The following is a 13,078-nucleotide window of genomic DNA, read 5'->3' as shown; positions in this document are numbered from 1 at the left end:
AGTTTTCCGTGACCGTCACTGAACTGGTGTCGTACGAGGACGCGCTGGCCACCTACGAGCCCGTCATGGGGCTTGAGGTGCACGTGGAACTCGGCACCAAGACCAAGATGTTCTGCGGGTGCTCGACCGCCCTGGGCGCCGAGCCGAACTCGCAGACCTGTCCCACCTGTCTCGGCATGCCCGGCTCGCTGCCGGTGGTCAACGCCGTCGGCGTCGAGTCCGCCGTCAAGATCGGCCTCGCGCTGCACTGCGAGATCGCCGAGTGGTGCCGCTTCGCCCGGAAGAACTACTTCTATCCGGACATGCCGAAGAACTTCCAGACCTCGCAGTACGACGAGCCGATCGCCTTCAACGGCTACCTGGACGTCCAACTGGAGGACGGGGAGGTCTTCCGCGTCGAGATCGAGCGCGCCCACATGGAGGAGGACACCGGCAAGTCCACCCACGTGGGGGGCGCCACCGGTCGCATCCACGGCGCCTCGCACTCCCTCCTGGACTACAACCGCGCCGGCATCCCGCTCATCGAGATCGTCACCAAGCCGATCGTCGGGGCGGGGGAGCGCGCGCCGGAGGTCGCCAAGGCGTACGTCGCCGAGCTGCGCGAGCTGATCAAGGCGCTCGGCGTCTCCGAGGCCCGCATGGAGATGGGCCAGATGCGCTGCGACGTCAACCTCTCGCTGCGCCCGAAGGGCGCCGAGAAGTTCGGCACGCGCTCGGAGACGAAGAACGTCAACTCGCTGCGCTCCGTCGAGCGGGCCGCGCGCTTCGAGATCCAGCGGCACGCGGCCGTGCTCGGCGCGGGCGGCACGATCCTCCAGGAGACCCGGCACTTCCACGAGGAGGACGGGTCCACCACCTCGGGCCGGATCAAGGAGGAGGCCGAGGACTACCGGTACTTCCCCGAGCCCGACCTGGTGCCGGTGGCGCCGTCCCGGGAGTGGGTCGAGGAGCTGCGCGCGGGGCTGCCGGAGCTGCCGCGGGTGCGGCGCAACCGGTTGCGCGAGGAGTGGGGCATCTCCGAGCACGAGATGCAGTCGGTCCTCAACGCGGGCGTCATCGACCTGATCACCGCCACCATCGAGGCGGGCGCCGACGCGGCGTCGGCCCGCAAGTGGTGGATGGGTGAGCTGGCCCGGCGCGCCAACGAGGAGGGCATCGACCCCACCGCGCTGCCCATCACCCCGGCCCAGGTCGCGCGGGTCGCGGCGCTGGTCGCCGAGGGGGCGCTCAACGACAAGCTGGCCCGCCAGGTCATCGAGGGCGTCCTCGCGGGCGAGGGCGACCCCGACGCGGTGGTGGACAAGCGCGGCCTGAAGGTCGTCTCGGACGAGGGCGCGCTCGGCACCGCCGTGGACGAGGCCATCGCCGGCAACCCGGCCATCGCGGACAAGATCCGTGGCGGCAAGGTGGCCGCCGCGGGCGCGCTGGTCGGCGCGGTCATGAAGGCCACGCGCGGCCAGGCCGACGCGGCCCGGGTGCGCGAGCTGATCCTGGAGCGGCTCGGCGTCACCGAGTAGCGAACCGGCGCGGCGCGGCCCCGGGCCGCGCGGCTTCCGGAGGTGACGACGGCGGCGGGTCCCCGGTGGGGGCCCGCCGCCGACGCGTGTGCGCGGCCGGGCCGGTGCGCGGCCGGGCCGGCGGGGCGGTCGGCGAGCGGGCGGCCGGGCGCTCCGTCCCGACGCCCGCCCGCTCGGGCTACCTCGTGCCGATCACGATCGCCAGCGGGCCGTTCTTCTCGGTCGGCTCGTCGGGCGCGCTGATCAGCTTCTGGCCCAGGTACAGGCGTCCACGCGCGTAGCGCACCTGCCCACCGGCCTCGAAGGACGCCTCGGTGTCCCGGCCGGCCGGGCCGCCGCGCAGCACCCGCGTCTTGGCGTGGGTGCGCGGATCGACGCGCCACACGGCGCCGCCGGCGCCGCCCAACGTCGTCTCCTGGTACGCGAGGACCGCGCCCTTCTCGTCCAGGCCCAGGACGCGCAGGTTGGCGTCCACGGAGCCGGGCGTGCGGCCGGCCTCCTCGCCGGTGGCCAGGTCGAGGGCGACGATCTCGTTCATCGTCGCCGCGTCCACGTTCTGCTCCGTGCCGAGGAAGACCGCGTCGCGCTCCTTGCTGACCGCCACTTCCGTGCAGCTCTCCACCACCGATGGCTGGCAGTCCAGGGTGTACGTGTCCTCACCCACCTCGATCGCGCCGCGTTTGGTGCCCCGGGCCGCGCTGTCGTCGACGGCCACCAGGTCGGTGACGCCGGTCGACCGCTTCTTCTCGTCCTCGACGGCGATGACGAGCGGGTCGGTCGAGACCACGTGCAGGTACTCGATGCCGGCCGGCAGCTCGTACGTCGACGTCGCCTTCCGCGTCTTCGGATCGACGCTTTGCACGTCGACGGCGGGGCTTGAGACGTCCCCGCAGTGCCGCACCGCGACGAGCCTGGCGCCGCCGCCGTAGCCGACGTCGCGGCACTCCGCGTCCTCCTCCGGCTTCCACAGCGCCGTGCCGTCCACCGACCAGGCCGCGCCGCCGTCGGAGCTGCCGGCCGCGATGGTGCCGCCGCCCATGGTCACCTCGTCGAACATCACCCGCGACCCGTACTCGTTGGCGACCTCGTGCTGCCAGCGCAGCTCGCCCTTGCGGAGGTCGAGCAGCCCGACCTGGGTGCACACCGGGTTGTCAGCGTCCGAGTCGCGAAACAACACCGGTGTGAGACCGTCCGCGCTGATATGCGGAGTTGTCCAGCAAATCTCGCCGCCGAGGGGTATTTCCCATTGCGCCGAACCGCCGTCGAGTGGATATCCGGTGACCTTCTCGACGCCCGCCTTCACGAAATTACGGTCGGTCGTCCACATGCCCTCCACGTTGATCGGGTCTTTTCCTATCTTCGGGGTCGGAATCTCGTGGAGAATGCGGGCCTCGGGCGGCTCCTTCTCGCCCGAACCGCCGGAAGAACCGCCGGACGAGTCGTCGCCCGAGGCGATGAGCCAGGCGCCACCGGCCAGCGCGAGCGCCACCACGATCACCGCGGCGACCACCGCCGGAGTACGCGCCGGGGTGCGGTTCCCGCGCCGGCGACGGTTGCCGCGCCCCGGAGGCGGGCCCGCTCCGGGCCCCGTCCCCGACCCCGTGGCAGGGTCGCTGCCAGGCGGAACGCCGGGGCCGGCCGGTCCGCCCGACCCGCCGGGTACCGGCTGGCCGAAGGCCGCGCCGCCACCGGGATAGGGCGGCGCGGTGCCGCCCGTGGCCACCGAAGGGCCGCCACCTGGCGGCGGGGGCGGGTAGCCGTAGCCGCCCGGGGGCGGCTGGTTCGGCGGCGGGCCCGGAGGCCGGGGAGGGGGCTGGGTCATGGAAATCCCTCATCGCGGACGCCGGTGAACCGTTCACCTTCCCCCGCGCCCCGGGGCTGATATCCCCCGGAAAAGAAGCGAATCGGAAACGGCGCCCGTTATTCATTGATCAACTGGCAGTGCGATTGCGGGAGTTATTTCTACCACCCGATACGGAAGCGGCTTCGGCGACCCGCGACGGTCGCCACGCGGGAAGCGACGGGGCGCGCCCGGGGTTGACCTTGACGCTAACGACAACCTTTTAGCGTCCACGCATGGTGAAGGAGATGGAGATGCGCATCGGGGAACTGGCTCAGCGGACCGGAGTCACTCCCCGCGCGCTGCGCTACTACGAACAACAGGGCCTGCTCGCCCCCGAGCGGGCCGCCAACGGGTACCGCGAGTACGGCGCGCTGGACGGCGTGCGCGCCGCGAACATCCGGGAGTTGCTGAGCGCCGGGCTGACCGTCGAGGACGTCCGGCCGGCCCTGGAACAGGGCTGCCTCGACGTGCCTCTGCGGGAGCGCGCCGGGTGCGCCGCCGAGTTGCGTACGGCCACCGACCGGCTCGCGGCCCTGGACGAGCGCATCGCGGCCCTGCACGGCCTGCGCAACCGGCTGGCCCACCACATCGACGAGGTCCGCTCGGCCGCCGAGCCGCCCCGGTCGACCGCGCTGGCCGCCCGCTCCGTGCGGGTCGGACGGGCCGCGCCGGTGCCCGAGGGGCGGCCCTGATGGTCGACACCACGGCGCGGGCCGGCCAGACCTCCACCGGCGCGCCGATCAGCCGCGTCCTCCCGCTGGCGCTGGCCACCTTCGCGGCCGGCACCGACGACATGGTCATCGCCGGCGTACTCCCGGACATCGCCGCCGACCTGCACGTCAGTGAGGCCAACGCGGGACAGCTCGTCACCGCGTTCGCCCTCACCTACGGCATCGGCACGCCCCTTGTCGCCGTGCTCACCGCGCGGTTCCCGCGGCGCGGCGTGCTCCTCGGCGGGCTCGGCGCGTTCGTCGCGCTCAACCTGCTGGCCTCGCTGGCGCCCTCGTACGGGGCGCTGTTGGCGCTGCGCGTGCTCGCCGCCGTGGCCGCCGCCGCCATCACGCCCGCGGCCCTGGCCATGGCCGCGACCATGGCCCCCGACCACCGGCGCGGCAGGTACCTCGGCCTGGTCATCGGCGGCCTCACCGTCTCGCTGGTGGCGGGCGTGCCGCTGGGCACCTGGATCGGCGGCGGCCACGGCTGGCGGGCGACGATGCTCTTCGTCGCGGGGCTCGGCGCGCTCGCCTGGTGCGGGGCGCTGGCCGTGCCCCGCACGCTCGCGGACGGGGCCGACACGGGGCCGGGCGGCGGGGCGACGGGGGCCGGGGCCGAGCGGGGAGCGGGGTTGCGCGGGCGGCTGGCCCCGCTGCGGCAGCGGCCCGTGCTCGGAGTGCTGCTCATGATCGTGGTCGCTGCCTCCGGCGGCATGATGCAGATGACCTACGTCTTCCCGGTGCTCCGTGCCGCCGGGCACGGCATCGGCCACGACGACGTCGCCCTCACCATCACGCTGATGGGGTGTGCCGGCGCCGTCGCCGCCTGGCTCGGCGGGCGCGGGGCCGACCAGTGGGGCCCGCGCCCGACGGTGGTGGCCGCCGAACTCGGGCACGGAGCCGCGCTGTTGGCCGTCGCCGCCCTGGCCTGGGCCGGCGACATGCCGTACGCCGCGATCGCCTCGGCCATGATGCTGGTCGCCCTCTTCGCGTGGTCGCTGACCCCACCGCTCCAGATGCTGCTGCTCACCCTGGCGCCGGGGGCCGGCATGGAGGTGCTGGCGTTGCAGACCAGCGCCCTGTTCCTCGGGGCGTCTCTGGGTGGCGTGCTCGGCGGGCTGTTGTTGGCACACGGGTCCGCGGCGGCGATACCGCTCGCGGGTGGCCTGTTGCAGTTCGCCGGCCTCGCGTTGTTGCCACGGCGACGGGGCGCTTGACGTAGCGACGGGGGTGCCGACGAGGCGACGGGGCGGCCGGCGGGGCGACGACGGGGCGCCCGGCCGAGCGCCGCACGGGGCGGGCGCTGGCTGCCCCGTCCGCTCCGTGCCCCGTGCTCCGTGCCCCGTGCCCCGTCGGGACGGTGCCGGTGCGGCCCCGTGCCCTGTCAGTCGGCCGCGCGCCCGCTGAAGAGGACGTCGTGTTCCCACTCCGCGCGCGGCTGGGCGTGCAGGCGCCAGTAGTGCTCGGCGATGGCGTCCGGATCGAAGGCCGTGCCCGGCGCGACCGGGCCGTCCACGGTGATCGCCGCCACGTGCACGCCGGCCGGCCCGTACTCCTGGTCGAGCAGTGAGACCAACGCGCGGACGCCGGCCTTGCCGAGGGAGAGGCTGACGTACCGGGGCACCGGCCGCGGCATGCCGCTCGTGACGAGGAATGTGCCGCTGCCGCGCCGCGCCATCGCCGGCGCCACGTGTGCGGCGGCGGTGTGCGCGCCCACCACGTTGACCGCCCAGGCGTCGAGGTGGCCTCGCGCGCTGAGTTCGCCGACGCGGTCGGGGCGGACGATCGCCGCGTTGTAGACCACGACGTCGGGCGGTCCGAACCGGTCGGCGGCCGCGTCGAGCGCGGCCCGCAACGCCGCCTCGTCGGTGACGTCCGCGGTCAACGCGGCCACCCGCGCGCCGGGCTCCGTTCCCGTTCCCGCCTCGGAGTCCGTATCGGGCGAGCCGCCGGTGGTTCCGAGCGCCCGCGCCACCTCGTCCACCGTCCGCCGGGTCCGCGCGATGAGCGCGACCGGCATCCCCGCCCGCGCGAACCGCCGCGCCACGGCCTGACCAATCCCCGGCCCCGCCCCGATGACGACCGCTCCGGACATGCCTCGACTCCCTTCCTCAAGATCACGTACGGCCCGAGGCTAGGGGTTGCCATGGATGTGAAGGTCAAGCGGCTGCGCCGGGCCGGGAGTGGTGCGTACGCGGGGCTGCGGGGAGGGGGCGGGGACGGCGGTACGGGGCACGGGGCGCGGGGCCGCAGGGTTCGCCAGTGCGGAGCCGCTGAGCACGGGGGCACGGAGCGCGGAGCACGGGGCGGCGATCCTCTTCGGGGGCACGGGGCACGGGGCACGGGGCACGGAGCCCCACGTACGGAGCACGGGGCGCAGGGCCCCGGGGGGCGCTCCACCCGTCGCCTCCGTACCCCGCCGCCGGTGCCGACAGCGTCACCCACCGCCAGGCCCGAACGCTGACGGGCCCGCCCGCCGACGGGACGTCAGCCGCACGGCCGCGCGGGATTGGCGCCGGGCCTCGTTCATCAATGCGCCACTTTGGTACCTATCGTGTGCCATGCGGCTGCAGTACGGTCCCCACCACACGTAACCAATGGTGTGCGACCGAACCATTAGCTGCCGACCGGGAGGAAAGAGCGTGGCATCGGAGATATCTCGCAGGCGGGCACTGGCACTTGGGACGGGCGGGGCGGGGCTCGTCGCGGCGGGTTCGCTGCTGCCGCCCTCGCTCCAGCAGGCCCTGGCCGACCAGGCGTCCGAGCGAGGCCACGAGCGGCACCACGGCGGGGGGTTGCGCGACATCCGGCACGTCGTGGTGCTGATGCAGGAGAACCGATCCTTCGACCACTACTTCGGCATGCTGCGCGGCGTACGCGGCTTCGGTGACCGCAACGCCATCGAACTGCCCCGTGGCGGAAGCGTCTTCGAGCAGCCCGGTGCGCTCGGGGTCGGCACCGTGCTGCCGTTCGGTGTCCGCGCCGCCGCGGCGGCGCAGCAGAAGGAGCTCCAGTACATCGGGGATCTCGACCACAGTTGGCAGGGCGGCGCGAAGGCGTGGCGGGACGGCTGGATGGACGGCTGGGTCACCGCGAAGACCGCCGCGACGATGGCGTACTACGATCGGTCCGACATCCCGCTGCACTACGAGCTGGCCGACACGTTCACCGTCTGCGACGCGTACCACTCCTCCATCCACTCCTCGACCAGCCCCAACCGCAACCATCTCGTGAGCGGCTGGACGGGCTTCGAGCCGGGCGGGGCGCGCGCGGTGGGCAACGACGCGTACTCCGAGGACAAGCACCCCGGCTACGCCTGGCCCACCTACGCCGAGCGGCTGGAGAAGGCCGGCCACTCCTGGCAGGTCTACCAGGAGTGGGACAACTTCACCGACAACAACCTGGAGTTCTACGCGAGCTTCAAGGCCGTCGCGCGCAAGGCGCTGGCCAAGGTCGAGGGCGTGCGGAACATGACCGCCTTCTACGACAAGCTCGCCGCCGCCGACGCGGCCGGCCGCAAGCAGCTCACCGAACTCCTCGAAGAGGGCGTGCGCGGCCTGAGCGCGGCCGAGCGCAGCCTGTTCGAGCGCGCGCTGCGGCGCGGCGAGCCGGGCACGACGGCCACCGCGTTCGCCGCCGACGTCGCCGCCGGGACCCTGCCGAAGGTGTCCTACATCGTGCCGTCCGCCGCCGACTCCGAGCACCCGGGAGCCTCGTCCCCGGTCGCCAGCGCCACCATCGTCTACAAGGTGCTCGACGCGCTCGGCAGGAACCCCGACGTGTGGCGGCACACCGCGCTCTTCCTCACCTACGACGAGAACGACGGCTTCTACGACCACGTGCCGCCGCCGGTGCCGCCGGCGGGCACGGACGGCGAGTTCTGGCAGGGCAAGCCGACCGGCCTCGGTATCCGGGTGCCGATGCTGGTGATATCGCCGTGGACGGTGGGCGGCTACGCCTGCTCGGAGGTGTTCGACCACACCTCCATCGTCCGCTTCATGGAGCGCTGGCTCGGCGTCCGCGAGCCCAACATCGGCGCGTGGCGCCGCACCGTCTGCGGCGACCTCACGTCGGCGTTCGACTTCTCGCGCCGCCGCCGGCTGCCCGAGGTGGAGCGGCCGGGCGCCATTCCGCCCTTCGACGGGCGCTGGCGGCCCAAGCCGCCGGCCGACCAGCGGCTGCCGAAGCAGGAGCCGGGCACCCGGCCGGCCCGCCCGCTGCCGTACGGGCCGGACGCGGATGGTCGCCTGGACGCGGACGCGGCCGTCTTCCGGCTCACGCTGCGCAACACCGGTCGCTCCAGCGCGCACCTGGCGCTGTACCCGTACGCCGACGAGTACGCCACGCCCCAGCACCGTGACGTGCCCGGCGCCGGACGCCACCCGCACGGTGCCACGGTGCACGGGGCGACGGGGCACGGGACGACGGCGCACGAGGTTACGGAGCAAGAGGCGCTGGCCGCCGGGCACGGTCGGGGGCGGGGCCGGCACGAGCGGGGCGAGGCGTGGAACGTGCCGGTGAAGAACGGCGCGTACCGCTTCACCCTCACCGGGCCCGGCGGCTTCCGCCGCGAGTTCGCCGGCACCGCCCGTGGCGCCGCCGCGCGGGCCGCGGTCCGCAGCCGGATCGACGAGCGCCGTCGCGAACTGCACCTGTCCCTGGAGAACGCCGGCGACGCCCCGCTGACCTTCACCCTCAAGCCGCTGGCCTACTCCGACGCCGCGCCGCGCACCATCACCCTCGCCCCGGGCCGCACGCGGACCCTGCCGTTCCCGACGGGCGGCGCGCACGGCTGGTACGACCTGGCGCTCACCGTCGCGGAGGACGAGACCTTCCGCCGTCGTCTGATGGGTCACATCGAGAACGGGGCGGAGTCCGTGACGGGCTGAAGCCGGACCGCGCCTCGCCCATTGCGGCAACCACCACGGCGAAAACGCCAGAGATCCTTCCAAGGCCGCGGTTAACGGTCACCGTGGCCCAGTTGTGGGGTAACCCACAAAGCGGTCAAAGGATCTCCGCGGGCTGTCAGAGTGCTGCGCGGGGCCCGTCGCTCCTTCGTCGGCAGGCGGCGGGCCCCGTGCCCACCCGTTCCCCGCGCACGCTGCCCAGCCCCGGCACCCGCCGGTGGTGAGCGGCGCACAATCCGGAAGCGACCCTGCACTCCATGGCCGCACTCGCCCGGTGGTGCCTCAGGCGCCGCCTCGTCGTCATCGTGCTGTGGCTGGCCGTCCTCGCGGGCGCCGCCTCGGCCGCCGCCGTGGCGGGTTCCGCGTACTCCAACGACTACGACGTGCCGGGCACCGAGTCGGCGAAGGCCGCCTCGCTGGCGGCCAAGGCGTTCCCGGACCAGGCGGGCGACGGCGACCGTGTGGTCTGGCACACGGACGCGGGGCGCGAACCCGTCCGCTCCGCCACCGTCGAGGCCCGGATGACCGGCGTCCTCGACCGGATCGCCGACCTGCCCGGAGTGGCCGCCGTCGGCAGCCCCTACGCGGGGCCCGACGGGGCGCGCCAGATCAGCCCCGACGGGCACACCGCGTACGCGACCGTCACCTTCGAGCGGCCCGCCGACGACCTGCCGGCGAGCCAGCCGCGCGCCGTGGTGGACGCCGCGAAGGCCGCCGCGGGCGACGGGCTCCAGGTCGAGGCCGGGGGCAGCGCCATCGCGCTCACCGAGAAGCCCGACACGCACCTCAGCGAGTTGATCGGCATCGCCGTCGCCGCGGTGGTGCTCTTCGTCGCCTTCGGCTCGCTCGCCGCCAGCCTGCTGCCGATCATCACGGCCGTGGTGGCCGTGGGCACCGCCACGCTGGGCATCACCCTGCTCGGCCACGTCATGACCGTCGCCGACTTCGCGCCGATGCTGGGCATGCTCATCGGCCTCGGCGTGGGCATCGACTACGCGCTGTTCATCGTCACCCGGCACCGCCAGGGACTCAGGGCCGGACTGCCGGTGCCCGAGGCCGCCGAGCGCGCCGTGGCCACCACCGGGCGCGCCGTGGTCTTTGCCGGCGGCACCGTCTGCGTCGCCCTGCTCGGCATGCTCATCCTGCGACTGAGCTTCCTGAACGGCGTGGCCATCGCCGCCTCGCTCACCGTCGTGCTGACCGTCGCCGCCTCCGTCACGCTGCTGCCCGCGCTGCTCGGGACCATCGGGCCGCGGGCGCTCAGCCGCCGCGAACGACGCCGGCTCGCCGCGGGCGCCCGCCCGTCCGAGGCGCCCACGGGGCTCGCCGCCCGCTGGTCCGCCTTCGTCGAGCGCCACCCCCGGCTGCTCGGCGGCCTCGCCGCGGCCGTCATGCTCGTCCTGGCCCTGCCGACCCTCTCGCTCCACCTGGGCACCTCCGACCAGGGCAACAACCCCGTCGGGTCGACCACGCGCCAGGCGTACGACCTCCTCGCCGGCGACGGTGCGAACGGCACTGGCGCGAACGGCGACGGCGCGAACGGTGCTGGCACCACTGACGGCGGCCCGGACGGGGCCGCCGGGGGAGCGGCGGTCCCGAGCGGCTTCGGGCCCGGGGTAAACGGGCCCCTGACGCTGGTCGCCCATCTCGACGGGGCCGCCGACCGCGTCGCCCTGAGTCGCCTGGAGGACGCCCTCCGGGACACCGAGGGCGTCGCCTCCGTCCAGGGCCCGGCTGCCACCGACGCGTCCGCCCCCAGCAGCGGCGACACGAGCGTGATCACCGTCATCCCGGAGACCGCCCCGCAGTCCGAGCGGACCAGCGAACTGGTCGACCGGCTCCGCACCGAGGTGATCCCGGCCGCCGAACGCGGCACCTCGCTGGAGGTGTACGTGGGCGGCCTCACCGCCAGCTACGACGACTTCGCCGAGGTCATTGTCGGCAAGCTGCCGCTGTTCGTGGGCGTCGTGGTCGGCCTCGGCTGCCTGCTCCTGCTGCTGGCCTTCCGTAGCGTCGGCATCCCCGTCAAGGCGGCGATCATGAACATCGCCGCCGTCGCCTCCTCCTTCGGCGTCATCGTCGCCGTCTTCCAGTGGGGCTGGGGCAGCGAGTTCCTGGGCCTGGGCAGGGCGGGACCGATCGAACCCTTCCTGCCCGTAATCATGATCTCCGTGCTGTTCGGCCTGTCGATGGACTACCAGGTGTTCCTGGTCAGCCGGATGTACGAGGAGTGGCGAGTAACCGGCGACAACTGCCGCGCCGTGCGCGTCGGACTGGCCGAAACCAGCCGGGTCATCAACTCCGCCGCCGTGATCATGATCGCTGTCTTCGCCGCCTTCGTCCTCAGCGGTGACCGCATCATCGCCATGTTCGGCATCGGCCTTGCCGTCGCCGTCGCCCTGGACGCCTTCGTGCTCCGTACGCTCCTGGTCCCGGCCCTGATGCACCTGCTGGGCGGCGCCAACTGGTGGCTCCCCGGCTGGCTCGACCGCTGGCTGCCCCGGTTCAGCATCGAGCCGCCGGAGCGCGTGGCCGCGCCGAGGCGCGTGGAAGCGCCGGCGCGGCGCGCGGAGGCACCGGAGCACGCGGGCGCGCCGTAGGACGCGAAGGCGCCGGGGCGGCGGGGCGGCGTGCGGCGGCGTCGGATGGTGCTCGTAGACGGGTGTGACGGGTGCGACCGGCATGGTCGGTGTGCGGGGTACGCAGGCGGGCGACGGAGCGCACGACGGGGCACGGGGGCGTCGATCGACGGCCGCCGTCCGGCCTAGGGTTGGCCCGTGCAGAGCCCCATGGACGACAGCGCACGCCTGGGCCGCCAGGCCCAGGCCCTCAAGGACACCGCGGCGCGGCCCACACCGACCAACGTCGTGGGTCTGTCCCCGACGTTCACCGACCCGCTGTGGCGGATACCGGTCAGCCTGCGTCCCGTGGAAGTGGCCCTGCTGCGCACCGCGCCGCTACGGCGCCTGCACTTCGTCGCCCACGGCGGAGCCTCGACGCTCAGCACCCTGCAGTCGTACTCCCGGTTGGAACACAGCCTCGGAGTCCTCGCGCTGGTCGCGCACTTCCGCCCGGACGACGCGCCGCTCCGGGTCGCCGCGCTCGTGCACGACATCGGACACCTGCCGCTGAGTCACACCTTCGAGGGCATCCACGACCTCGACCATCACGCGATCGGCTTGCGGTTGCTACGGGCAGACCCGGTCCGCTCCGTACTGGCCCGCCACGGGGTGTGCGCCGACGCGGTCGCCGCCGCCCTCGCCGGAGAACCGCCGTCACCGCTCAGCAACCGCACCGGTCTGCTGCACCTCGACCATCTCGACTCGTACGTGCGCAGCGGTCGGGCCGCCGGGCGACTCAAGACCGACCCCGCCGTGATGCTGTGCCGGATCGACCTCCGGGACTCCGTGGTCTCCACCGACCGCGAGACCGCCGCCACCCTCGTCGACCTGATCACCGCGGAGGCGCGGCTGCACACCTCCTGGGACAACGTGGGCCCGACGTCCGTGGTCCGCCGCCTGGCCGGGCAACTACTCGACGGCACGCCCCTCAGCCCCGACGAACTGGCCCGGCTCACCGACCCGCAACTCTGGTCGGCGCTCGACGCCTGCCCCAGCACGCGGGCGGAGAGCACCATGGTCCGGTACGAGCCGCACCGGCTGAAGGTCAGGGCCGGGCACGCCCCCGACGAGCAGCGCGGCTGGAACTTCTCGCTCCGCAAGATCTACCGCGCCGCTCCGCTGGTGGCCGGCCAGCGAATCGAGGCGTCGGCACCCGAACTGGCCGCGGAGCTGGCCGCCCTGGGCACGCTCCCCACCACGTTCCGCGTCTGGTGGAGCTGAGCGAACGCCGGCCCGTCGGCCCGTAACCGATCGTCCGGCCCCCGCGCGGTCGCCCAGCGTGCCACCGGAGCGCCCCACCGCGCCCCGCCTCCCACGCGGCGCTCCGTGTGCCCCGTGCCCCGCGCCCCGTGCTCCGTTGCTCCGTGCCTCATGCCTCATGCCCCGTGCCCCGCACGAGGGGTACCGCTCAGCGCTCCGTGTGCCCCGTGCCCCCGGCCCCGGCTGAGCCACATCCCTAAGGCACCGCGCTAAGGCA

Annotated in this window: 8 protein-coding genes; 6 read left to right on the top strand and 2 right to left on the bottom strand. The window is 73.8% G+C overall.

What is annotated here, in order from left to right; all coding sequences use genetic code 11:
- Positions 1 to 8 precede the first annotated feature (8 nt).
- Complete coding sequence (gatB, locus tag OYE22_RS08170; RefSeq protein ID WP_176164284.1) at positions 9 to 1,517, top strand: Asp-tRNA(Asn)/Glu-tRNA(Gln) amidotransferase subunit GatB; 1,509 nt, start codon at positions 9 to 11, stop codon at positions 1,515 to 1,517.
- A 178-nt stretch (positions 1,518 to 1,695) separates the two neighbouring features.
- Here the strand turns inward: gatB and OYE22_RS08165 are convergent, their stop codons facing one another.
- Positions 1,696 to 3,027, bottom strand: a complete 1,332-nt coding sequence (locus tag OYE22_RS08165) for a hypothetical protein (protein ID WP_277319777.1) — start codon at positions 3,025 to 3,027, stop codon at positions 1,696 to 1,698.
- 566 nt (positions 3,028 to 3,593) lie between these two features.
- Here OYE22_RS08165 and OYE22_RS08160 point away from each other — a divergent pair.
- Together OYE22_RS08160 and OYE22_RS08155 are read left to right on the top strand one after the other, a co-directional pair.
- On the top strand, positions 3,594 to 4,052 hold the full coding sequence (locus tag OYE22_RS08160) for a MerR family transcriptional regulator (RefSeq protein ID WP_348652192.1): 459 nt from the start codon (positions 3,594 to 3,596) through the stop codon (positions 4,050 to 4,052).
- Entirely contained in the window at positions 4,052 to 5,290 is a 1,239-nt protein-coding gene (locus tag OYE22_RS08155; protein WP_277319776.1) for an MFS transporter, read from the top strand. Before OYE22_RS08160 ends, OYE22_RS08155 begins: the two co-directional genes overlap by 1 nt.
- A 167-nt stretch (positions 5,291 to 5,457) precedes the next feature.
- On the opposite strand, the gene OYE22_RS08150 is transcribed toward OYE22_RS08155, so the two are convergent.
- The gene (locus tag OYE22_RS08150) at positions 5,458 to 6,168 is read right to left on the bottom strand and encodes an SDR family NAD(P)-dependent oxidoreductase (RefSeq protein WP_277319775.1); all 711 of its coding nucleotides are present in this window, start codon (positions 6,166 to 6,168) and stop codon (positions 5,458 to 5,460) included.
- A gap of 547 nt (positions 6,169 to 6,715) precedes the next feature.
- Here OYE22_RS08150 and OYE22_RS08145 point away from each other — a divergent pair.
- The 3 genes from OYE22_RS08145 to OYE22_RS08135 all read left to right on the top strand — a co-directional run bounded on the left by OYE22_RS08145 (position 6,716) and on the right by OYE22_RS08135 (position 12,822).
- The gene (locus OYE22_RS08145; RefSeq protein WP_277319774.1) at positions 6,716 to 8,962 is read left to right on the top strand and encodes a phospholipase C, phosphocholine-specific; all 2,247 of its coding nucleotides are present in this window, start codon (positions 6,716 to 6,718) and stop codon (positions 8,960 to 8,962) included.
- A gap of 275 nt (positions 8,963 to 9,237) precedes the next feature.
- Positions 9,238 to 11,580: an MMPL family transporter gene (locus OYE22_RS08140; protein ID WP_277319773.1), complete on the top strand. Its 2,343-nt coding sequence runs from the start codon at positions 9,238 to 9,240 to the stop codon at positions 11,578 to 11,580.
- Between the two features lie 177 nt (positions 11,581 to 11,757).
- Complete coding sequence (locus tag OYE22_RS08135) at positions 11,758 to 12,822, top strand: HD domain-containing protein (protein ID WP_277319772.1); 1,065 nt, start codon at positions 11,758 to 11,760, stop codon at positions 12,820 to 12,822.
- Positions 12,823 to 13,078 lie beyond the last annotated feature (256 nt).

The sequence above is a fragment of the Streptomyces sp. 71268 genome (assembly GCF_029392895.1).
Taxonomy (GTDB): domain Bacteria; phylum Actinomycetota; class Actinomycetes; order Streptomycetales; family Streptomycetaceae; genus Streptomyces.
The sequence above is the reverse complement of the archived record's forward strand: the minus strand, read 5'-3'. Positions and strand labels throughout refer to the sequence as shown.

What these genes read in the sequence shown, in the direction of transcription:
- OYE22_RS08160 (WP_348652192.1), top strand. Translation starts at nt 3,594, where the DNA reads ATGGTGAAGGAGATGGAGATGCGCATCGGGGAACTGGCTCAGCGGACC.
- OYE22_RS08155 (WP_277319776.1), top strand. Translation starts at nt 4,052, where the DNA reads ATGGTCGACACCACGGCGCGGGCCGGCCAGACCTCCACCGGCGCGCCG.
- OYE22_RS08150 (WP_277319775.1), bottom strand. Translation starts at nt 6,168, where the DNA reads ATGTCCGGAGCGGTCGTCATCGGGGCGGGGCCGGGGATTGGTCAGGCC.
- OYE22_RS08140 (WP_277319773.1), top strand. Translation starts at nt 9,238, where the DNA reads ATGGCCGCACTCGCCCGGTGGTGCCTCAGGCGCCGCCTCGTCGTCATC.